Genomic DNA, 21598 nt, shown 5'->3' on the forward strand with positions numbered 1-21598 from the left:
CTAGGACCGATGAGAACGGCCGTCGGGTTACCACGTACACCAATCCGTACAGCGGGGAACAATTCAGTGTGCCCGCCGAAAACGATCCAGACCAGGCAGCCGACGACGCGCTGGCCCTCTTGAAAGGAACCGGTCCCCACACCGACCCCGACATCGCCGATAGACAGGCTCGCGCAGCTTTGCGAGGGCAAGGTTTGATCGTCGATACCAGGATCAACCCTGCTACGGGGCGCCAGGAAACCATCATCACCGATCCTGTAACGGGCTACACCCGCCACATCACGACTAACCCTGACGGTACGCCGAACATCACTGAAATCCCCGGTATCCAACCCGACGGTACAACCGCACCCCCGCCAAAGCCGTTTCTCACCGACCCACGCTGGGGTCCGCGAGGAGACATCCTTCAATACGGCGGGGTCGCCGGAGACGGTGCAGGCGCAGCGATGAAAGAAGGATCAAAGAAATACTTTGAGTACGGATACGACCGTGAAGGAAGATTTCTCAAAAGAATGTCGAAGATCATGAAAAAAGGAGGTACAGCAGGCGCTATCGGCTCAGGGCTGATCGATTGGCATACTGGCGAACGAACATTGGGTGACGCTGCCAAGGCTACTAGTGCCGGTATGGCGGGCGCGTTCATAGGCGGAGCGATAGGGTCACTGGTCCCAGGTTTCGGAACCGTTATAGGTGCGGGAATTGGTGCTGCAGTCGGCAGTGCCTTGGGTACCATGGCGTACGATAGATTCAAGTAGAAAACCGCCGAGGCCGAGACGAATGCAGATAGCTATCGCAGTAGCATGGATCCTTTGGGCAGTTGCTTTATTCGCCGTTGATAGCTACTATGGTTCAGTTTGGGACCGCCGTTCCCTGAGTATCATGATTCCTGCTACGGCGGTATTCTCCATTCTTGCGGCGGTATACGAAGGCGTTGGCGCATCGGTTGGCGTCTGGATAATGTTTGGTGCCATCGGGCTTTGGTTGGGCCGGGACTAGGCTAGATCGGACGCTTTGTTGAACACGTTGAGTGCTACCCCGAATGCTAAGTAGTTCGTTTTATGTATGAGGCCCTGGCCCTGCTTTCGCTATTAATCTGCTTGGCAGGTGCGCTACATGCAAACCGATTAATTGATCGTAGCGGCGAGGTTCGAAAGTCGATCGGCGTGGTTCTGATACCGGCTGTGCCGTTCCTGGTAACATACTACGTGGCGGCCTATCCGGACATCCTTTTGAACGCAATAGGGGCATACCTGGGAGTATCTGTTGCATTTTGGATGCTGGCATACTTCCAGTTCGGCGGTAACTCCCTTTCCAAGAAAGATATGACGGAACTGTGGCGCTTGTTGGCGAAGAAGAGTGAATAGCTGTATGTAGCGCGAGTTCCAGTGAAATCAGAGTTTCTGGCGCCCAAAATTGATGATGCGAATGGAGAGCTTGTGTCGGGGGATCGAGTGAGCGATAGTGAGCTTGATCGGTCCGTCGTGGACGTGGTTCACGGAGTCTCAGTGCCAAAGAGGAAAGCCTTGGCTTCGGTCGTTGGGGCCCTGTGTATCTCAGGGTTCTTTGTATTTGTTGCTGTGGCGGACGATCGGTTCAGCTTCGCCGACCGCGTCGGAGCGTTGATGGTGGGCAGCGCCACGCTAATGCTGGCGTTTGGCGGGATATGTATCTTTCTGCCGAGTTGGTTCCCGCGCACGTTGCGACCATGGCGATATATCGAAGCTCGAGACTCTGTGACCCTCTACCTGGAAAAGTGGGCTATCCTGCTATTTCTGGCGGCTCCACTCACGCTCATCGGCGGCTATCCTTTGATGACTCTGATCATACCGGGAAGCGAGTTTTTTCGGTCAGTCCGCCTCATCGTTGGCCTCGCGCTGTCGGTAATCCTGTTAACGTTCTCGGCCGCGATTGTGTTGTTGAGATCTAGGGTAAGGTTTACTCGCGGATCGATGCAGATCTACGGGCGGGCGTTCGGGTCGAGATTTCGAACAGATGTCTCTGATATTGACTCGATGACTATTGTCGTCCGTGACGGGATTCATCTCGATCTCGTTGTCAAAGGAAAGATTGAGGTCGTACGAAAGCCTAGATTTCGACGGAGTAGGTCGAGTTCGCCTCTTTTCGTGCGAATTCTTCCGCTTGCCGACGATATGGACATGATTGCTCAGCTCACGCTCATTCAGAGTCGCGTAGGGGTGCCCATCCGGGTCGCCTGACCGGTCCGGGAACGTGTCGCCGCGCCGCAGATGGGGTCAGAAGACGGTAAACCGAGCAGAACCGGCAAGGTGCGGGACGGAAGTCGTGATCCAGGCGTGTACCGGACCGCGTCCGGTCCGCAGTCGCAGCTCACCGGTCGAGCCGCACAGGATGCCGCCGATGATCGGATTGCACATCTGAATTCGCGGTACCGAACTCGTACTGAGTGTCATGTGCCTGGCGCCGGCCGCACCGGTGCGGAGATTGCGGTAGTGCACCGTTGCCGTCACTAGGCACGTCCACACGGGGACGGGGGCGAAGACGGTGTTCAAGTCGGCGCGCAGAAACACCGTCACCGACCCGCGATGACGCGGACCGGTGGTGGCGGTCGCGTCGATGGTCCCGCCGCACAGCGGTCCCTCGCCGATCGTGTGCGTCGGCGAGAAGACCGTCCGGGTCGCGGCATCGGCGGGTGCGCTCACGGCCGTCGCCACGAGCGCCGCACCGAGCAGGCCCGTGACGATCGACGCGAATCGGCGACCCCACATGACGTCCATCATCCTCCTTCGCGCGCCCGACGTCACCACGTTCGCGCGACCGCGACGGAATAAGGGACTGGCCGGTCCGCGTTGCAGCCGCACAGAATCAGGGACGAGAAAGGTGTGGGCGAATGGCTACCTGGGAGAGCGAAGATCTTGACCTCGACGGGCTGCTGACCCATATCGGCTACCGCGGTGATCTCAGCCCGACACCGGAGACGCTGGCGGCTCTGCACCGCGCGTACACGACGTCGATCCCCTTCGAGAACCTTGAGATCATGCTGGACAGGCCGGTACTGCTCGACGTGAAATCGTTGCAGGACAAGTTGATTCGACACCGACGAGGCGGCTACTGCTTCGAGCACGCGACACTGTTCGCCGCCATGCTCGAGGCCCTCGGATTTCGGTTCTCCGCTGTCCTCGGCCGGGTGACGATGGGCGGTGACGCCGCGCGTCGCCCGGCCACCCACGCGTTGCTCGTCGTCGAGTTCGACGACGGCCGGCGAGTGTTGTGCGACGTCGGGTTCGGCCGCGGTCCGCTCGAACCGATCCCCGTCGAAGACGGCGTCGAGGTCGTGCAGGACGGGTGGCGGCTTCGGCTGACCAGGACCTCGTCGGAGGGACCGACGGGAATCCACGACGAGTGGACGATGTGGCAGCAGCAGGCCGACCCTGACGGAACGCCGGCGTGGGTCGACCGCCACGTGTGGACCTTGGAGCCCGTGCACCCGATCGACTTCGCGGTCGGCAACCACTACGTGTCGACCTCGTCCCGGTCGCCGTTCACGATGCGGCCGTTCGTCCAGCGTTTCCACGCCGACCGCCAGGACACCCTCGACGGACGCACCTGGACGACGGTCGCCCCCGACGGTCGGGTCCTCGCCCAGCGCGACGTCGAGATCGGGGAGATTCCCCGGCTTCTTGCCGACGTGTTCGACATCGAACTCGGCGCCCCGGATACCGCCGCATTGCTCGAATCGTTGTCCCGACTGCCGGCGATGCGGGTCGACGCGGTAGCCCGCTGAGTATCGGCTAGGACTCCAGCAGCCGCCGTGGGCCCGGACCGCGATCGCTCAGGTCGTCGTGCGGGTTGGCCATGGCGCACCGCTCCAGCGACAGACAGCCGCACCCGATGCATTCGCCGAAGTCGTCGCGTAGCTGCTGGAGGCGGTGGATGCGCGCGTCGAGTTCGTCGCGCCAGCCCTCCGACAGCCGTTGCCAGTCCTCGCGGGTCGGGGTGCGCCCGTCGGGCAGCCCGTCCATCGCCTTGCGGATCTCCGCCAACGGAATGCCGACGCGCTGGGCAATGCGGATCAGAGCGACACGGCGCAGTGTGTCGCGGCGATAGCGGCGCTGGTTGCCCGACGTGCGCCGCGCGACGATCAGCCCCTCGCGTTCGTAGAAGTGCAGCGCGGAGACCGCCACACCGCTGCGAGCGGCGAGCTCGCCGACGGTGAGCTCCTTGCGGTTCCAGGCCGGTGCGTCGGACACGTCGTCTCCTCTCATTTGACCTCAACCTTAGTTTATGTTTCAGGCTGGTGTGACGGCGTCGACGAGATGCCATGGGAACAGGAGGGAACGATCCCGGATGAGTATGGAGACCACGGCGTGGAACTCGATGTACACGGCGATGCACGCACAGCCCGACCGGCGACCGGTCAACGCCGAGACGTGGCGGCGCATCGGGCGGTTCGCCCGTCCGCATCGCTGGCGGCTGGCCTGGTTCGCCCTGATCAGCACGGCCGTCGCCGTGCTGACGGTGGCGACGCCGCTGCTGGCCGGCCGGGTCATCGACGCGATCACCGGCAAGGCGACCGTCGCCGTGGTGATCGGTCTGGCGCTCGTGATCGCTCTCGTCGCGATCGGGGAGGCCGGGCTCGGCCTCGTTCAGCGGCGGCTGTCCGCGACCATCGGAGAGGGGCTGATCTTCGACCTGCGGACGGCGGTCTACAACCACGTGCAGACGATGCCGGTCGCCTTCTTCAGCCGCACCCGCACCGGCGCGCTGGTGAGTCGCCTCAACAACGACGTCATCGGCGCCCAGCGCACGTTCAGCGATACCTTCGCCGGGCTGATCAGCAACATCGTCACCTTGCTGCTCGCGCTCGTCGCGATGCTGGCCCTCTCGTGGCAGATCACCCTGTTGGCGCTGGTGCTGCTGCCGGTGTTCCTGTTGCCCGCCCGTCGCATCGGCGCGCGCCTGGCCGGGCTGCAGCGGGAGAAGGCCGCCCATAACGCCTCGATGAGCAACCGGATGACCGAGCGCTTCTCCGCTCCCGGCGCGACGCTGATCAAGCTGTTCGGCAGCCCTGACCGGGAAGCCGCGGAATTCGCCGCTAGGGCCGGTCGGGTGCGCGACATCGGCGTGCGCAGTGCCATGGTGCAAGAAGCGTTCTACCTGGCGTTGATGCTGGTCTCGGCGTTGGCGCTGGCCCTCATCTACGGACTGGGCGGAGTGTTCGCCCTGCGCGGGCAGCTCGAAGCGGGGACCGTCGTCGCGCTGGCGATGCTGCTCACCCGGCTGTACGCACCGCTGACCGCGCTCGCGAACGCGCGCGTCGAGCTGATGAGCGCGATGGTCAGCTTCGAGCGCGTCTTCGAGGTCCTCGACCTGCAACCGTTGATCGCCGACGCGCCGTCGGCGCGCCCAGTCCCGTCGGCACCCCTCGACGTCGAATTCGACGAGGTGAGTTTCGCCTACCCGTCCGCCGACCGTGTCTCGCTGGCCTCGCTGGAAGAGGTCGCCGTGCTGGATCCGCGGGCCGGGAGCCAGGTCCTGACCGACGTCTCGTTCCGCGTGCCGGCCGGGCAGACCGTGGCGCTCGTGGGTTCCTCGGGTGCGGGCAAGTCGACGATCGCGGCGCTGGTGCCCCGGCTTTACGACGTGGACGCCGGTGCGGTCCGCGTCGGCGGCGTCGATGTGCGCGAACTCGACGCGGCATCGTTGCGGCGAGCCGTCGGCATGGTCACCCAGGACGGCCATCTCTTCCACGACACCGTGCGCGCCAATCTCACCCTCGGCAGCCCCGATGCGACCGACGATCAGCTGTGGGACGCGTTGCGCCGAGCGCGGCTGGAAGAGTTGGTCGCCGATCTGCCCGACGGGCTGGAAACAGTGGTCGGCGAGCGCGGATACCGCTTCTCCGGCGGCGAGCGCCAGCGGTTGACCATCGCGCGGGTGCTGCTCGCGAAACCGCGCATCGTGATTTTGGACGAGGCGACCGCCCATCTCGACTCCACGTCGGAAGCAGCCGTGCAGGAGGCGCTCGGCGAAGCGCTGGCCGGACGTACCGCGCTGGTCATCGCGCATCGGCTCTCCACCATTCGTCAGGCCGACCAGATCCTGGTGGTCGAGGGCGGTCGGATCGTCGAATCCGGCACGCACGGGCGACTCGTGGCGCTGGGCGGCCGGTACGCGCAACTGCACCGGACCCAGTTCGAGGACGATGACGCCATTCCGGCGTGACGGCCGTTGCGCAGATCGGCGATCCGTTCCCAACGTCGGCGGATTGAGCGAAGCTGGAATGGTGAGCAACGTCGAGCGACGTCCGGAGATGTCCGTTCTGGACCCCGGCCAGCCCTGCACGGCACTGGAGATCCTGGAGCCGCGCTCCGTGCCGCTGGGCGGGCCGCGGGCCATGACGGTGTACCGGACGCTGCCGCAGCTACGACGGTCGCTCGTCGGGGCGTGGTGCTTCCTGGACCACTACGGGCCCGACGACGTATCGCCGATGGTGGTGCCGCGGCACCCGCACACCGGCCTGGCGACCGTGTCGTGGCTGTTCTCCGGCGAGATCGACCATCTGGATTCGGGCGGGAACGCCGCGCGCGTCCGGCCGGGCGAGCTGAACGTCATGATCGCCGGAGCGGGCATCACCCACCAGGAGATCAGCACCGCCGACACGCGGACACTGCACGGCGTGCAGCTCTGGTACGCGCTGCCCGATTCGACCAGGTTCAGTGAGAAGCACTTCGAGCATTACGCGCCCGAGCCGGTACGGGCAGCCGGTGTTTCCGCGCTGGTCTTTCTCGGCGAGCTGCTGGGTTCGGCCTCGCCGGTACAGACGCGGACCCCGGATCTGCTGGGGGCGGAGTTGACGCTGGACCCGGGTGCGTCGGTCACGATCGCCGTCCGCCGGGACTTCGAGCACGCCGTGCTGGCCGAGTCCGGCGGCGTCACGGTCAACTCCGCGCGCGTCGAGCACCGCGCGCTGGCCTACGTTCCCGCAGGTTCGGACACGCTGGAACTGCGCGCCGGACCGGATGACCCGGTGCGCGTGATCCTCCTCGGAGGCGTGCCGCTCGACGAGGAGATCATCATGTGGTGGAACTTCGTCGGCCGCACTCACGACGAGATCGTCGAGTTCCGCCGTCGTTACCAGGCCGAGCTGGGCTTCGACCCGCCCGACCCGCTCGACGACGGCAAGCCGCCGTTGTTCGGTCCCTACGCGTCCGGCCAGCTTCCGCCGCTGCCGGCACCCACCCTGCCGACGACGACATTGCGGCCCCGGCGACCCGGAAACCGCGGATAGTCAGCGGCTCCGAGAGTGACGACCCCACCCAGGTCAGGGACTCAGGACGAAGACCGGGATCTCGCGATCGGTCTTGACCTGGTACTCCGCGTATGGAGGGAAGGCTTCGACGGCGAGCGCCCACCAATGGTCGCGCTCGGCACCGGTCACCTCGCGCGCGGTCAGCTCGACGACCTTGTCCCCGTCCTGCGCGGTGACCCGCGGGTGGGCCTTGACGTTGTAGTACCACGACGGGTTGTCGGGTGCTCCGCCCTTGGAGGCGACCATCGCGTAGCTGCCGTCCTCCTCGACGCGCATCAGCGGGACGTATCGCTTCTTGCCCGACTTCGCGCCGGTCGTGGTGAACAGCACCACCGCGCGGCCGTTGATGGCCACGCCGTCGGTGGTGCCGTCGGCGAGGATGCGTTCGGTCTGCTCACGGACCCATCCGGTGGGACTCAGTTCTGGTTGGCTGCTCACGCGATGGCCAACAGCGGCGCGGTCGCGGATATTCCGGAGCGCTACCGCCGTCGATCGTGACCAGCATGTGGTCACGAACCACGGAGCAACGACTGGATCAGTTCCAGCACGGCGACCGCGCCGGCCTTGTCCAGCGGTTCGTTGCCGTTGCCGCACTTGGGTGACTGAATGCAGGACGGGCAGCCGGACTCGCATCCGCATGCCGACACCGCCTCGTGTGTCGCGGCCACCCACTCGGCGAAGGCTTCGTAGCCGCGGTCGGCGAAGCCGGCACCGCCGGGATACCCGTCGTAGACGTAGACCGTGGGCAGCCCGGTATCGGCGTGCAGGTTGGTGGACAGTCCGCCGATGTCCCATCGATCGCACGTCGCCACCAGCGGCAGCAGGCCGATCATGGCGTGCTCGGCGGCATGCAGCGCGCCCGGCAGGTTCGCGTCGGTGACCCGGACACCGGCCAGCGCCTCCGGCGTCAGGGTGTACTGCACCGCGCGAGTCGGCAACGTCTGGGGCGGCAGGTCGAGTTCTTTGGCGTCGAGGATCTCACCGGAGTGCAGCTTGCGCAGGTACCCGACGACCTGCGAGGTGACCGTCACGTCGACGAGAGCGACCTGCAGCGCACCGTGACTGATCCGCCGCAGGGTGTCGACGACCTCGACCTCCGTGGTCTCGCGCGGCGACGTCGTCCAATCCGGCTCCTCCGGGTGGGCCAGTGCCAATCCGTCGTCGAGGCCGAGTTCGTCGACGACGTAGGAAGCGCCCTGATGGATGTGGACCGCGCCCGGGTGGACGGTGGACAGCGCGCGCACGGTGTCGACCGTTCCCAACAGCTGTGACGTCGACGTGTCGACGATGAGAATCTGACCGCCGATCCCGCCGCGGATATCGATGTCCGCGTGGGGTTCGACGCCGGCTGCGAGGTACCAGCCGGCCTTGCGTCGGCGCAGGAGTCCCTCCTCGGTCAGCTCCGCCACCGCCTCGCCGACGCCGAGCCGCTCGACCTCGGCCGGCTTCAGCGGCAGTTCGGCCGCGGCGCACAGCAGGTGCGGTTTGAGCACGTACGGGTTCGTCGGATCGAACACCGTCGCCTCCACCGGCTTGCGCAGCAACGCCTCGGGGTGGTGGACGAGGTAGGTGTCGAGCGGCTCGTCCCGGGCGATGAGGACGACCGCCGACGCCGCGCCGCGCCGCCCGGCCCGCCCGGCCTGCTGCCAGAAGGACGCGACGGTCCCGGGATACCCGGCGATGATGACGGCGTCGAGGCCGCTGATGTCGACCCCCAGTTCCAGGGCGTTGGTCGTGGCGACACCCAGCAACTCGCCGTCGGCTATCGCCCGCTCCAGTCGGCGGCGATCGTCGGCCAGATAGCCCGCGCGGTAGGCGGCGACGCGCCCGGCAAGGTCGGGGGCCGAGGCCGCGAGAAGACCAGCCGCCGTGCGGGCGGTGATCTCGGCACCCCGCCGGCTGCGCACGAAACACAAGGTCCGCGCGCCTTCGACGACGAAGTCGGCGAGCAGGCGCCCGGCTTCCGCGCCCGCCGACCGTCGGACCGGTGCTCCGTTCTCGCCGGTGACCTCCGGGAGGAATCCCGGTTCCCAGAGTGCGACAGTTCTCTCGCCGGTGGGCGATGCGTCGTGCGTCACTGCGAGGGCCGGCTCGCCGATCAGCCGGCTCAGCGTCCGCGCGGGCTCGGCGGTGGTGGCACTGGCGGCCACGACGACCGGGTCGGCCCCGGCGGCCCGCGCCACGCGGATCAGCCTGCGCAGCACCAGAGCCGTGTGTGCGCCGAAGACGCCGCGGTAGTGGTGGCATTCGTCGACGACGATGAAGCGAAGCTGGCGCAAGAACTGCTGCCAGCGATGGTGGCCGGACAGGATGCCGATGTGCAGCATGTCCGGGTTGGTGAAGAGGATGCGGGAGTTGGCGCGCGCCCATTGCCGCATCTGCGGATCCGTGTCGCCGTCGTACGTGCTCGGCGCGAGTCGCGAGAACTCCGGATTCGTGGCGAGAATCCTTGTGAGGGAACGTAATTGGTCGACGCCGAGCGCCTTGGTCGGTGCGAGGTAGAGCGCCGTGGTGGCGTGGTCGTGCAGCAGGGTCTGCAACACAGGCAGCTGATACGCGAGCGATTTGCCCGACGCGGTGCCGGTCGAGATCACGACGTGCCGCCCGGCGAAGGCGTGGTCGGCGGCTTCGATCTGGTGTCGCCACGGTCGGTGCAGCCCCAGCTCGGCGTATGCGGCCACGATCGCCGGATCGGCCCACTGCGGCCACTGCGCGTGGACGGCGCTGGCGGACGGGATCACCTCGGAGTGGGTCACGGGGGTCTCGGCCGGTGCGGTGCCGGCCAGCGCGGCACGCAGCAGCTCCTCGCCGTAGGAACCGTTCATCTCGTCTCAAACCCTGACTGCGGCTGCCGTGTCCGCCGCGTCACCCAATCTAGTGGCACCGGACTTAGACTCAATCGGCGCGCTGGACTATCGCTGTGGCGGCGAACGTGATTGACTTAATGCGGTCGCGTGATTTGGCCATGTCTCGGGGGATCTCCTCGCCGCAGTCCGAATCTTGTTGCGAGCGTTGTACTTGGGTTTGGTTAGCGGATCACCGCAGGCTTTCACACAGGAATGGCGGTCGGAACCGGCCGCGACGAGAGACATCCTCCCGCCGCAATCAGTAAATATGTAAGGAATGCAGGAATGGCACAGGGAACTGTGAAGTGGTTCAACGCGGAAAAAGGCTTCGGCTTCATCGCCCCCGACGAGGGAAACGGTGACGTGTTTGTGCACTACTCGGAGATTCAGGGATCCGGTTTCCGTACCCTGGAAGAGAACCAGCGCGTCGAGTTCGAGGTCGGCCAGGGTACCAAGGGTCCCCAGGCGACTGGCGTTCGCGCCGTCTAAGACCTCGGGTCGCTAACGCGAACCACGAGACCACACCGCGCCCGTCGCGTCCGGATCAGTCCGGGCCGGCGGGCGCGGTCGTCGCCGCCAGTAGCATTGATCTCGTGAGCCAGCTCGCGTTCTTCTCCGCCGACACCGACGACCCTTCGGTCGCCGATATCGCCGGGCTGCTCGCGGGAACAGGGCAAGCGGTTCCGATGGCGGGTGGAACCCGCGTATCCGTTGTCGTCGACGAACAGTGGCGCGCTCGGGCCCTGGCAGAAGAGTTGGAGGCGATCGGGATCGCCGTCGAGATCGCGACGTCGGAGGAGGGCTCGCCGCTGGTGCGCACCGTCCCGACCCCGTTGCTCGACGAACTGCGCCGGCAATGGTCGACGGGTGCGGCCAAAACCGTGCCGCCCGGGTGGACGCCGACGGCCCGGGCGCTGAGGCAATGGACGATCGCATCGGGGCGTCCCGACGGCGGCAAGTACCTGCTCGGCTTGGACGCGCACGCCCCCGACACCCACCCGGCGCTCGCCACGGCCCTGATGCGGGTTGGCGTCGCACCGATCCTGACCGGCGCGCGCGGTATCCCAGCGCTGCGAATCGCCGGAAAGCGCCGCGTCACCCGGTTCGTCGAAATGGTCGGCGCCCCGCCGGGCCAGCCCGGAGCCGCGGAACTCTGGCCGGTAGTCTGAATTCGTCGCTTACCGTCGTTGACCAGGTAAAAGTGTGCTCGTTCACATCCGGGCGTTCGGCGAGCCGCGTGGATGCATGTGCAGCGGCCCCCGTATATAAGGTAGAAAGCTGACCAACGGGGTACATCCGGTACTCCGAGGTGAACTGAGGGACGCCCGTGGCAAAGACCGACACCGCATCGCCCGGATCGGGCTCGACTCGACGGCTCGTGATCGTCGAGTCGCCCACCAAGGCGCGCAAAATCGCCGGGTACCTCGGAGCCGATTACGTCGTCGAATCGTCGCGCGGTCATATCCGCGACCTGCCGCGCGGTGCCGCCGACGTGCCGGCCAAGTACAAGGGCCAGCCGTGGGCGCGGCTCGGCGTCAACGTCGAAGACAACTTCGAGCCGCTCTACGTCGTTTCGGCCGACAAGAAGTCCACCGTCACCGAATTGAAGTCGCTGCTCAAAACGGTCGACGAGCTGTATCTCGCAACGGACGGTGACCGTGAGGGCGAGGCCATCGCCTGGCACCTGATGGAAACGCTGAAGCCGAAGGTGCCGGTCAAGCGGATGGTGTTCCACGAGATCACCGAGTCCGCCATCCAGGCGGCCGCGGAGAACCCGCGCGAACTCGACATCGACCTGGTCGACGCACAGGAGACGCGTCGGATCCTCGACCGTCTCTACGGCTACGAGGTCTCCCCGGTGCTCTGGAAGAAGGTCATGCCGAAGCTCTCGGCGGGCCGCGTCCAGTCGGTGGCGACCCGCATCATCGTCGACCGCGAACGCGAGCGGATGGCCTTCGTCTCGGCCGATTACTGGGATATCGCCGCCACGCTCGACGCCGGGGCCGACGCGACGCCGCGCACCTTCTCGTCGCGCCTGGTCAGTGTCGACGGCCAGCGCGTCGCCGCGGGCCGCGATTTCGGTTCCGACGGTGCGCTGCGCAAGGCCGACGGCGTCGTGGTGCTCGACGAGGCCCGGGCCCGCGCCCTGACGGCCGGTCTGGACAACGTCACGTTGACCGTCGCCTCCGTCGAGGAGAAGCCCTACACGCGGCGGCCGTATGCGCCGTTCATGACGTCGACGCTGCAGCAGGAGGCCGGTCGCAAACTGCGCTTCACCTCCGACCGCACCATGCGAATCGCGCAGCGTCTGTACGAGAACGGCTACATCACCTACATGCGTACCGACTCGACGACGCTGAGCGAGTCGGCGATCAACGCGGCGCGTGCGCAGGCGCGCGAGCTGTACGGCGACAACTACGTGCACCCGAGCCCCCGTCAGTACACCCGCAAGGTGAAGAACGCGCAGGAGGCGCACGAGGCGATCCGTCCCGCCGGTGACAGCTTCCGCACACCCGGTCAGGTCGCGTCGGCGCTCAACTCCGACGAGTTCAAGCTGTACGAGCTGATCTGGCAGCGCACCGTCGCCTCCCAGATGGCCGATGCCAAGGGCACGACGATGAGTGTCCGGATCAACGGCACCGCCGCCGGCGGCGAGCAGGTGACCTTCTCGTCGTCGGGCCGGACCATCACGTTCCCCGGCTTTCTCTCGGCCTACGTCGAGACCGTCGACGAGCAGGCCGGTGGCCAGGCTGACGACGAGGAGCGCCGCCTGCCGCACCTGACCGAAGGCCAGACGCTCACCGCGGCGGAACTCTCCGCCGACGGTCACTCCACCAACCCGCCCGCTCGCTTCACCGAGGCGTCGCTGGTGAAGGTGCTGGAGGATCTGGGGATCGGGCGCCCGTCGACGTACGCGTCGATCATCGGCACCATCCAGGACCGCGGCTACGTGGTGAAGAAGGGCAGCGCCCTCGTTCCGTCGTGGGTCGCGTTCGCCGTCGTCGGATTGCTCGAGGGCTATTTCGAGAGTCTGGTCGACTACGACTTCACCGCGTCGCTCGAAGACGATCTGGACCAGATCGCCGCCGGCGAGGCGAACCGCACCAAGTGGCTCACCGACTTCTACTTCGGCGACGACGTCGAAAGCATCGGCGACGCCAAGCGCGATGTCGCGCACGCCGGCGGCCTCAAGAAGCTCGTCGGGGTGAACCTGGAGGAGATCGACGCACGCACCGTCAACTCGATCCACCTGTTCGACGACTCGGAGGGTCGTCCGATCTATGTCCGCGTCGGGCGGTTCGGCCCCTATCTGGAACGGACCGTCTCGGAAGCGGGTGCGGCCGAGCCGGAGTTGCAGCGCGCGAATCTGCCGGCCGACATGACGCCGGACGAGTTGACGCTCGACGTCGCCGAGAAGCTGTTCGCCACGCCACAGGAGGGTCGCACGCTCGGCGTCGACCCGGCGACGGGCCACGAGATCGTCGTGAAGGAGGGCCGTTTCGGTCCGTACGTCACTGAGATCCTGCCCGACGACTCCGCTCGACCGGAGGAGGACGGCGACGACGGGGAGGCCCCCGCGCTGACGGTGCCGGCCGGTCCGACCCCCGTCGACGGTGGCGAGGCGCCAGTCCCGCTGGACGCCGAGGCGGGCGCCGGGGTGACAACGAAGACCGTCGCCAAGAAGGCTGCTAGGAAGACCACGAAGAAGGCTGCCGGTCCCAAACCGCGGACGGGGTCGCTGTTCAAGTCGATGGATACCGCGACGGTGACGCTGGAGGACGCCTTGCGGCTGCTGTCGCTGCCGCGGGTCGTCGGCGTCGATCCGGCGACGAACGAAGAGATCACCGCGCAGAACGGCCGTTACGGCCCGTATCTGAAGAAGGGAACGGACTCGCGGTCGCTGGCGACCGAGGACCAGCTCTTCGACATCACCCTGGACGAGGCGCTGAAGATCTATGCCGAGCCGAAGCGCCGAGGACGGGCCGCGGCCGCCCCGCCGCTGCGCGAACTCGGCCCGGATTCGGTGAGTGAGAAGCCGATGGTGATCAAGGACGGCCGGTTCGGCCCGTACGTCACCGACGGCGAGACGAACGCCAGCCTGCGCAAGGGCGACGACGTCGCGTCGATCACGCCGGAACGGGCGATGGAGTTGCTCGCCGACCGTCGTGCTCGCGGCCCGGCGAAGAAGAGCACCAAGAAGGCCGCCGCCAAGAAGACGACCAAGAAGGCCGCCGCCAAGAAGACCACTGCCAAGAAGGCGGCCGCCAAGAAAAAGGCCTGACCGGGCCTACGCGTCGGCGTCGGCCGTCGTTTCGTCGACGTCGAGATCGAGGTCGACATCGATCTCGACGCCCTCGTCGGAATCCACATCCTCGTCGGACTCTGTACCCTCGTCGGCGCGCAGCGGACCGATCTTCGGCCGTGCCAAGAGGGTCTCGATCCCGCGTCCGCGCAATTCGACGCCTTCGCCGATCTCCCAGTGCTTGGCTTCCTCGTCGTCGCCGAGGAAGATCGCGCGGGCCGACCCCAGGACGCGGGTGGGTTCGTCCTTGGCCAGTTCGGTCAGGCGGGCGGCCTCGTTGACCGGATCGCCGATCACCGTGTATTCGAGTCGTTGTTCCGAGCCGATGTGGCCGGCGACGGCGCGTCCGGCTGAGACCCCGATGCCGAAGTCGGTGTCGCCCAACGCGTTCTCTAGTTCGACCCGCAGTTCGCGGGCCGCCGCCAGTGCGCGCCCGGCGAAGTTCTCCAGCTCCAGCGGTGCGCCGAAGATCGCCAGCGCCGCGTCGCCCTGGAACTTGTTGACGAAGCCTCCGTGCCGGCCGACGACGTCGACGACGACGCGGAAGAAGTCGTTGAGCAGGCCCACGACCTCGCGCGGTGCGTGGTGCACCGCGAGCCGCGTCGAACCGACGATGTCGACGAACAGCACGCCGACGTAGCGGTCTTCGCCGCCGAGTTCGGTGCCGGTCTCGATGGCGCGCCGAGCGACGTCTTCGCCGACGTAGCGGCCGAATAGGTTGCGCAGCTGCTGGCGTTCGCGAAGGTCGTCGACCATCTCGTTGAAGCCGGCCTGAAGCAGTCCGAGATCGCTGCCGTCGTAGATGCGCACCGCGGCGTTGAGGTTGCCGTTGCGGACCTCGTTGAGTGCGTGGCGGAGCTGCTTGATGGGATCGTTGATGGCGCCGACCAGGCGGTACACGGCCAGGATCCCGAAGATCAGGGCGGCGGCGGCCATCCAGACGATCGGGCGGATCACCGTTTCCGCGTCGGCGATGCCGAGCGGAACACAGGCGACCATCGCGATGATGGCCAGCTGCGGCAGCGCGACGGCGATGAGCCAGAAGACGGTGATCCGGGTGGACACGCTCGGCGCCTGCACGACGTCGGGGTTGTTGGCCATCGCGGCGACGGTGATCGGGCGCAGCACCTTTTCCGTCTGCATATAGCTCAGGGCGCCGGTCACCAGCGCACCGATGATGCTGCCGAGCGCGACGATGATCGCGGTCTTGGGAGAGTTGATCCCGGTCATGATGGTGAGCAGCGTTCCGCCGACGACCCAGAGACTGACGTTGGACAAGGTCAGCATCCACGGGAGCGCGAGGGCGCGTTTGCGGGCGAACGCGTCGTCGAGGCGGGTGCGGCGGCGATGCCAGATCAGCACCGGCAGCGAGAGTTTGATGCTCAGCAGACCGCCGACGATGGTGGCCGTGATCAGGTAGCCGATGAAGACCGCCTGATTGCGCACCGAGGACTCGGCGAAGGTCAGCGCGTAGTCGCTCGTCATGCCGAAGCGGAGGAAGGCGAAGGTGAAGACGGCGCCGATCAGGTTGGCGCGCAGTAGATCCAGGGCGAGGATCGGCCACGGGGTGCGCGCCAGCCACCGTGCGGTGTGCACGGCGCGAGCCCATCGAGACCGCCTCTCAACCATGCGGTCCAGATTAGTCGGGTGCTTGCAATTGTTAAACACTCCCGCACCCGCTTCGGGTGGCCGTCGGGGCCGATAGTCTGGGTGGCGTGGCAGGGGTATTCGATCGGCTGGTGGGCCAGCACGGCGTCGTCGACGACCTGCGTGCGGCGGCCCGGGGTGCGCTGGCGGCGTCTCGGCGCCTCTCCGAGCACGCTGCCGGCGAAGTATCGATGTTCGGCTCCGAAGCAGGTCAGAGCACTGATATGGCCGCCGGGGAACGCGCGGCGATGACGCATTCCTGGCTGTTCACCGGTCCGCCCGGGTCCGGTCGCTCGGTCGCCGCGACAAGTTTCGCCGCCGCGCTGCAATGTCATTCGGAATCCGATCTCGGATGTGGCGAATGTCGCGCCTGCACGACTGTGATGAATCGCACGCACGCCGACGTCCGGCACGTTGTGCCACAGGGGCTGAGCCTGTCCGTCGCCGAGATCCGCGATGTGGTCCAGGCGGCCGCGCGCCGGCCCGCGACCGGGCGGTGGCAGATCGTCGTCGTGGAGGACGCCGACCGGCTGACCGAAGCGGCGGCGAACGCGCTGCTGAAGGTCGTGGAGGAGCCGCCCGAGCGCACCGTGTTCCTCCTCTGCGCCCCGTCGGTCGACCCGGAGGACATCTCGGTGACGCTGAAGTCGCGCTGCCGGCATGTCGCACTGGCGATCGCCCCCGCGGCCGACATCGAGCGGGTCCTCGTCGAGCGCGACGGGATCGATCAGGCGAACGCCGCATGGGCGGCCTCGGTGTGCGGCGGGCACATCGGCCGGGCCAAGCGGCTCGCGACCGATCAAGCGGCTCGTGAGCAACGTCTGGCGGCCTTGGGGCTGGCTCGCGCCGCAGCCGTGCCCGCCCGCGCGTACGCCGCTGCCGAGGAACTGGTGAAGTCGGCGGAAGATGCCGCGAAGGCGATCAACGAGCAGCGCAACGAGGCCGAGGTCGAGGAACTGATGACCGCCTTCGGTGCGGGCGGAACCGGCAAGGGCACCGCCCGGGCGACGCGCGGAAGTGCCGGTGCGATCAAGGATCTGGAGAGGCGGCAGAAGTCACGGGCCACCCGCACGTCGCGCGACGTGCTCGACCTGGCGCTGATGGACCTGGCCGGACTCTTCCGCGACGCACTCGTCGTCGCGTCGGGCGCACGAGTCACCGCGATGCATCCGGACCAGGCCGAACAGGTTGCGGGTTTGGCCGGCTACGCGTCGAGCAGGCAACTGCTGGCATGTATGGACGCGGTTCTCGAATGTCGCGAGGTGCTCGACTACAACGTCAAACCCAAGTTCGCCGTCGACGCGATGGTCGCCAAGATCGGGCAGGCGCTGGCCCGATAGGAATCGGCAGACCGACTAGAAGTCTCCGGCGAGGCGCTCGATCAACTGGCCGGTGACCGTCGCGATTAGTTCGAAGTCCTTGTCGACGTGAACGACGGTGAGACCGGTGAGTTCGGCTGTGGCGGCGATCAGCAAGTCGGCCGGACCGGGACCACGATGGGTTCCGCGCTCGGCGAGCGCGCGCTGAGTATCCAGTGCGCGTGACTCGGCGCGCGGGGTGATCCCCTCGACAGGCATATCCGATATCGGCGGCGACGTTTGAAGATCCACCCAGCTGTCCGCCGTGCGGGCTGAGAAGCCGACTTCGAGCAGCGTGAGCGATGAAATATGAACCAGACCCCTCGCGATCCGGTCTTGCCACAAGTCGGTATCGGGCGAGTGTGTGAGACGGGCCAGCGCGGACTTGTCGATGAGCCAGGCCATCGGTCAGTCCCAGGCTTTCGCCATCACGTCCTCGTCGAGGAGATCGCTGGCGAGTTCGCTGAATCGTTTGAGGTCGGCGCGCGTAGTGCGGCCGCGGGGGTAGGCCAGGGTTCGTAGCCCTTGCCGCAGATACTCGGATCGGGACAAGCCGAGGCCTTGAGCCTCGCTGTCGATCCGGGCGATGACGTCGTCGTCGACGTTGCGGATGAGGATGTCGGTCACTGATATCACCTCCGGCAAATATGATATCACCTGTTGGAAAGGCGGATGTTTCCGCCAGTGTGTCACCGCTTGGCGGTTTCACCGGAACCGGCCGCTGATCGCCGCGGCGATCTCGCCGGGTGCCTCCTCGGGCACGAAATGGCCCGAATCAGGCAATTCGACGATCGTCAGGTCTGCGAAGGCGGAGGCGATCCTCGGGAGACACGCTTTGGGGCGAAACACCGGGTCTCGCATGCCCCAGACCGCCAGCGCCGGCTTCGTGCCGAGAGCCGTCGGCACGGCGTGGTCCAGCCAGGCCAGCAGCGGCCGCGCGGCCCGGATCTGAGCCGGTGTTGCCGCGAGGGCGACGCGGGCCTCCTCGTCCGGCTGAACGCGGCGGTAGTGGTCGGCCTCGTCGTCGGTGAGGGTGTCGCCCAGCCCGTTGATGAGGAACTTCTCGACGAGCAGGTTGTTCTCGAGAATTCGCCGTCGCATGGGACGCGTGTTCATGATTGCGCTGAACGCGCGATTGGCCAGCTGGTCGACCGGCCAGAACATCGTGTTCGCCAGCACGATCCCGCGGACGCGGTCGGCTCGGGGGACGGCCGCACCGAGGCCGATCGGACCGCCCCAGTCGTGCCCCACGACGATGTAGTCGTCGAGATCGAGGTGATCGACGAGTTCGCCGAGTGCGTCGGTGTGCTCGGCGATCGTGTAGCCGAAACCTGGTGGGCGCTGCGACAATCCGAACCCCAGTTGGTCGACGGCGATGCACCTGTATCGACTGCGCAGCGAGCGCACGATGCCGCGGTAGAGGAAGCTCCACGTCGGGGAGCCGTGGCAGAACAAGATCGTCGGGCCGTGGCCTTCATCGACGTAGTGCATGCGCCCGGCCGACGAGTCGAACCAGCGCGACGCGAACGGGTACAGGTTTGTGTCCGGGGTGAAGTCGATGAACATGAGATCCCTTCCGAGTCGGGCCCCACTACAGGTGTAGAGATATCTGAAATCCAGAACTCTACACCTGTAGCGTTGGGGTGTGTCAACGAAACAGGACGGGCTCGATCGTCGGCGGCTGATCGGGGAGAGCGCCATCCGACTCATCTCCCGCGACGGGGTTCGCGCGCTCACTCATCGGGCCGTCGATCGCGAGGCCGGGTTGCCCGAGGGCTCCACGTCGTACCACGCGCGCACCCGGGGCGCGCTACTCGAGATCATCGTCGGCCGCCTCGCGGAGAAGGCCACCGCCGATGCTCAAGCGGCGGCAGAATCGCTGAACGAGATGTTCGCCGGCGGCGGTGCGCTGAGCATCGGTGAACTCGCCCGCGCCATCGGTGAGCTGGTGGGATCTCTCGCGGAACGTCGCGACGACATGCGGGCCCGGTATGCGCTGATCCTGGAACTCGACGACGTGCCCGAACTCCGCGGGAGGCTGACGACTCGGTCGGAAGTCCACGCGATCAACCGGGATATCGCGGCGCTGTCGCTGGCCCGGTCGGGCCTGCCGAATTCCAGCGAGCAGATCGAAGAGCTGTTGTCGCTGACCGACTCGTTGGTTTTCGCGCGGACGATCCTCGGTGACGGGGTTTCGCCGGAGTCGGTGCTTGCCGCGTATCTGCACGGTGTCGCGGGCCGGCGGCGGGCGTGACGGCCTCAGTGTGTCGCGGAGTGGGTTGCTCGAAAGGCGCGGGGACTGGTCGAGAATCGTGCAACGAACGCCTGCCGGAAGCTCTCCGCGGAGGCGAAGCCGCACTGCCGCGCGATCTGCGAGAACGGGAGCTCGGTCGTCGCGACGAGGCGGGCACCCAGTTCGAGGCGGATCCGACGGACGGCTGCGGCCGGAGGCTCGCCCAGATGTTCGCGAAACAGTCTCGTCAGTTGACGAGTGCTGACGCCGAGGTGCGCTGCGAGGGCCGCTGTGCTCAGATCGTCGCCCGGGTGGGTCAAGATGTGGTTGAGCGCGCGCCGCACCGTCAGGTTGTCGGGGTTCGGCGCAGCGGTGAAGATGCTCATCTGGGCCTGATTCCCCGGGCGCTGCAGGTAGGTGACCATGCCCATCGCCACGTACCGAGCGATCTCGGGTCCGTGGTCCTCTTCGATGAAGGCCAGCGTGAGGTCGAGGGAGGCCGTGACGCCGCCCGCCGTCGCCACGTCGGACTCGCGGATGAAGATCGGTGACGGGTCGACGATGACGTTCGGGTAGTCGGCCGCGAGTTCTGCGGCATATAGCCAATGCGTGGTGGCCCGGCGTCCGTCGAGCAGGCCCGCCGCCGCGAGCACCGTCGCGCCGGTGCACACGGACGCGACGCGTCGGGAGTGGTTCGCCAGTCGTCGTACCTCGTTGACCAGCGCCCGGTCCGCGGCGGCGCCCCGGTGTCCGACTCCACCGGACACCACGAGCGTGTCGGCTTCCCGCACCGCCTCGATCGCCGACTCCCCGCGCAGCACGAGACCGTTCTCGCACTGGATATCCGCTCCCGCCGGCGTCGCCACTGAGACCCGGTATTGGGGGCTCGCGCCAACGCGGTTCGCGATGCCGAGTGCGGTGGTGACGCAGGCGATATCGACGAGTTCGGCACCGTCGTACCCGACCACGACCACGTGTCGAGGTGACATGGGTTCAACCGTAGGGGATGCCATCCCCGCCGTCGGGACGGAAATCCCAGGAAGTGCGCCGACAGGAGGGCGGGCGCCCGGCGGGACAGCCCTGGGCCGCGACACTGTTCTCATGACAAAGTCACTGCTGGTGATCTCAGGCGTTTACCTCGCCGCGATCGGCCTCGCGCTGCTCGTCGTGCCCGCACAGTTCGGCACGGGCGCGGTGCCCGACGATCCATCTACCGAACTCATCGCGCTCCTGCGCCTGCTCGGCGGACCGTTCCTCGGTATCGCGGTGCTGAACTGGATGTCGCGGAACTCCGAACCCGCGTCGATTCGCAACACGGTGATTCTTGCCAACCTGATCGGCTTTGCGGTGGTCGCGGGAAACGACGTCGTCGGCGTGGTGAGCGGTCACGCCCGCGACATCGCCGTGGTGTTCCTGGTCGTCCACGCGGTTTTCGCGCTGCTCTTCGCGATGGTGTGGGTGCGTGCTGGGCGACGCGTCGCTAGTGGAGGGATTCGGCGATCTTGACTGCGACCTCGATGGCTTTGTCCGTCGGTCCGACAACACCGAATTCGACCCGGGGCATCACGACACTCATTGAGATGTCGTCGTCGTACGAACTGTAGTCCTCGTTGGCCATGACGACTCCGCCGAGTCGATCGATCTGCGGAACGGGGCGGACGGCATAGCTAGGGGGAATGTTGCTGTGGAAGCGCTGCGACTTGCCGGTCCGGATGTCGTTGATGGTGTCGGCGTCGGTGGGCGTCGCGGAAAGTCCCACGGTGAAGACTTCACCGTCGGTGTCTATCCGCCAGCGACATAGGATGCCAGTCTCTTCGTCTTCGGGTTCCTGTGGGCTGAACTCCTCGGTCGTGCCGTCCAAGACGCGATCAAGCAGCACCGACAACTCGGCACAGGTTGATGGGATCTTCACCGTGAGACCTC

General features: G+C 66.6%; 22 protein-coding genes. 12 read left to right on the top strand and 10 right to left on the bottom strand.

Annotated elements, in window-relative coordinates:
• The 3 genes from GOARA_RS19770 to GOARA_RS06470 form a co-directional block, all read left to right on the top strand.
• A partial coding sequence (locus tag GOARA_RS19770; RefSeq protein ID WP_373277723.1) for a glycine zipper domain-containing protein occupies positions 1 to 755 on the top strand: 755 nt, incomplete at its 5' end.
• Between the two features lie 303 nt (positions 756 to 1058).
• Positions 1059 to 1364, top strand: a complete 306-nt coding sequence (locus GOARA_RS06465; RefSeq protein WP_007321531.1) for a hypothetical protein — start codon at positions 1059 to 1061, stop codon at positions 1362 to 1364.
• Positions 1365 to 1451: 87 nt separating this feature from the next.
• Positions 1452 to 2216, top strand: coding sequence for a hypothetical protein (locus tag GOARA_RS06470; protein ID WP_040522036.1), 765 nt, complete (start codon positions 1452 to 1454; stop codon positions 2214 to 2216).
• 36 nt (positions 2217 to 2252) lie between these two features.
• Here the strand turns inward: GOARA_RS06470 and GOARA_RS18890 are convergent, their stop codons facing one another.
• A complete protein-coding gene (locus GOARA_RS18890; RefSeq protein WP_007321532.1) occupies positions 2253 to 2753 on the bottom strand; it encodes a hypothetical protein in 501 nt (166 codons plus the stop codon).
• Between the two features lie 113 nt (positions 2754 to 2866).
• Between GOARA_RS18890 and GOARA_RS06480 the strand changes: the two genes are divergently transcribed.
• On the top strand, positions 2867 to 3760 hold the full coding sequence (locus GOARA_RS06480; RefSeq protein WP_007321533.1) for an arylamine N-acetyltransferase family protein: 894 nt from the start codon (positions 2867 to 2869) through the stop codon (positions 3758 to 3760).
• Positions 3761 to 3767: 7 nt separating this feature from the next.
• Here the strand turns inward: GOARA_RS06480 and soxR are convergent, their stop codons facing one another.
• Positions 3768 to 4241 (bottom strand): redox-sensitive transcriptional activator SoxR, encoded by a 474-nt coding sequence (gene soxR, locus GOARA_RS06485; RefSeq protein ID WP_007321534.1) that lies wholly within the window; start codon positions 4239 to 4241, stop codon positions 3768 to 3770.
• A gap of 82 nt (positions 4242 to 4323) precedes the next feature.
• On the opposite strand from soxR, the gene GOARA_RS06490 reads away from it, so the two are divergent.
• Both GOARA_RS06490 and GOARA_RS06495 read left to right on the top strand, forming a co-directional pair.
• Positions 4324 to 6201 (top strand): ABC transporter ATP-binding protein, encoded by a 1878-nt coding sequence (locus GOARA_RS06490; RefSeq protein WP_007321535.1) that lies wholly within the window; start codon positions 4324 to 4326, stop codon positions 6199 to 6201.
• A 58-nt stretch (positions 6202 to 6259) separates the two neighbouring features.
• Positions 6260 to 7267: a pirin family protein gene (locus tag GOARA_RS06495; RefSeq protein ID WP_007321536.1), complete on the top strand. Its 1008-nt coding sequence runs from the start codon at positions 6260 to 6262 to the stop codon at positions 7265 to 7267.
• A 33-nt stretch (positions 7268 to 7300) separates the two neighbouring features.
• Here the strand turns inward: GOARA_RS06495 and GOARA_RS06500 are convergent, their stop codons facing one another.
• Positions 7301 to 7726, bottom strand: coding sequence for a nitroreductase family deazaflavin-dependent oxidoreductase (locus GOARA_RS06500; protein WP_007321537.1), 426 nt, complete (start codon positions 7724 to 7726; stop codon positions 7301 to 7303).
• A gap of 71 nt (positions 7727 to 7797) precedes the next feature.
• Positions 7798 to 10113, bottom strand: coding sequence for a DEAD/DEAH box helicase (gene sftH / locus GOARA_RS06505; RefSeq protein ID WP_007321538.1), 2316 nt, complete (start codon positions 10111 to 10113; stop codon positions 7798 to 7800).
• 306 nt (positions 10114 to 10419) lie between these two features.
• Between sftH and GOARA_RS06510 the strand changes: the two genes are divergently transcribed.
• The 3 genes from GOARA_RS06510 to topA all read left to right on the top strand — a co-directional run bounded on the left by GOARA_RS06510 (position 10420) and on the right by topA (position 14416).
• A complete protein-coding gene (locus tag GOARA_RS06510) occupies positions 10420 to 10623 on the top strand; it encodes a cold-shock protein (RefSeq protein WP_007321539.1) in 204 nt (67 codons plus the stop codon).
• Positions 10624 to 10727: 104 nt separating this feature from the next.
• Entirely contained in the window at positions 10728 to 11303 is a 576-nt protein-coding gene (locus tag GOARA_RS06515; protein ID WP_007321540.1) for a hypothetical protein, read from the top strand.
• A 158-nt stretch (positions 11304 to 11461) separates the two neighbouring features.
• The gene (topA, locus tag GOARA_RS06520) at positions 11462 to 14416 is read left to right on the top strand and encodes a type I DNA topoisomerase (protein WP_007321541.1); all 2955 of its coding nucleotides are present in this window, start codon (positions 11462 to 11464) and stop codon (positions 14414 to 14416) included.
• 6 nt (positions 14417 to 14422) lie between these two features.
• On the opposite strand, the gene GOARA_RS06525 is transcribed toward topA, so the two are convergent.
• Positions 14423 to 16066, bottom strand: a complete 1644-nt coding sequence (locus tag GOARA_RS06525; RefSeq protein ID WP_083834804.1) for an adenylate/guanylate cyclase domain-containing protein — start codon at positions 16064 to 16066, stop codon at positions 14423 to 14425.
• 86 nt (positions 16067 to 16152) lie between these two features.
• Here GOARA_RS06525 and GOARA_RS06530 point away from each other — a divergent pair, with 86 nt between their 5' ends.
• A complete protein-coding gene (locus GOARA_RS06530) occupies positions 16153 to 17424 on the top strand; it encodes a DNA polymerase III subunit delta' (protein WP_040522043.1) in 1272 nt (423 codons plus the stop codon).
• Between the two features lie 15 nt (positions 17425 to 17439).
• On the opposite strand, the gene GOARA_RS06535 is transcribed toward GOARA_RS06530, so the two are convergent.
• The 3 genes from GOARA_RS06535 to GOARA_RS06545 form a co-directional block, all read right to left on the bottom strand.
• A complete protein-coding gene (locus GOARA_RS06535) occupies positions 17440 to 17847 on the bottom strand; it encodes a PIN domain nuclease (protein WP_007321544.1) in 408 nt (135 codons plus the stop codon).
• A gap of 3 nt (positions 17848 to 17850) precedes the next feature.
• The gene (gene vapB, locus GOARA_RS06540) at positions 17851 to 18069 is read right to left on the bottom strand and encodes a type II toxin-antitoxin system VapB family antitoxin (protein WP_007321545.1); all 219 of its coding nucleotides are present in this window, start codon (positions 18067 to 18069) and stop codon (positions 17851 to 17853) included.
• Between the two features lie 78 nt (positions 18070 to 18147).
• A complete protein-coding gene (locus tag GOARA_RS06545; protein ID WP_007321546.1) occupies positions 18148 to 19008 on the bottom strand; it encodes a haloalkane dehalogenase in 861 nt (286 codons plus the stop codon).
• A gap of 79 nt (positions 19009 to 19087) precedes the next feature.
• On the opposite strand from GOARA_RS06545, the gene GOARA_RS06550 reads away from it, so the two are divergent.
• Positions 19088 to 19696: a TetR/AcrR family transcriptional regulator gene (locus GOARA_RS06550; RefSeq protein WP_007321547.1), complete on the top strand. Its 609-nt coding sequence runs from the start codon at positions 19088 to 19090 to the stop codon at positions 19694 to 19696.
• A 5-nt stretch (positions 19697 to 19701) separates the two neighbouring features.
• On the opposite strand, the gene GOARA_RS06555 is transcribed toward GOARA_RS06550, so the two are convergent.
• On the bottom strand, positions 19702 to 20664 hold the full coding sequence (locus GOARA_RS06555; RefSeq protein ID WP_083834805.1) for a GlxA family transcriptional regulator: 963 nt from the start codon (positions 20662 to 20664) through the stop codon (positions 19702 to 19704).
• 112 nt (positions 20665 to 20776) lie between these two features.
• Here GOARA_RS06555 and GOARA_RS06560 point away from each other — a divergent pair, with 112 nt between their 5' ends.
• On the top strand, positions 20777 to 21181 hold the full coding sequence (locus tag GOARA_RS06560; protein ID WP_007321549.1) for a membrane protein: 405 nt from the start codon (positions 20777 to 20779) through the stop codon (positions 21179 to 21181).
• On the opposite strand, the gene GOARA_RS06565 is transcribed toward GOARA_RS06560, so the two are convergent.
• Positions 21156 to 21598, bottom strand: a 443-nt coding sequence (locus tag GOARA_RS06565) for a hypothetical protein (protein WP_211599492.1), incomplete at its 5' end; no start/stop codon positions are given. The two genes, GOARA_RS06560 and GOARA_RS06565, sit on opposite strands and share 26 nt — an antisense overlap.

Source organism: Gordonia araii NBRC 100433, from assembly GCF_000241265.1.
GTDB classification, from domain to species: domain Bacteria; phylum Actinomycetota; class Actinomycetes; order Mycobacteriales; family Mycobacteriaceae; genus Gordonia; species Gordonia araii.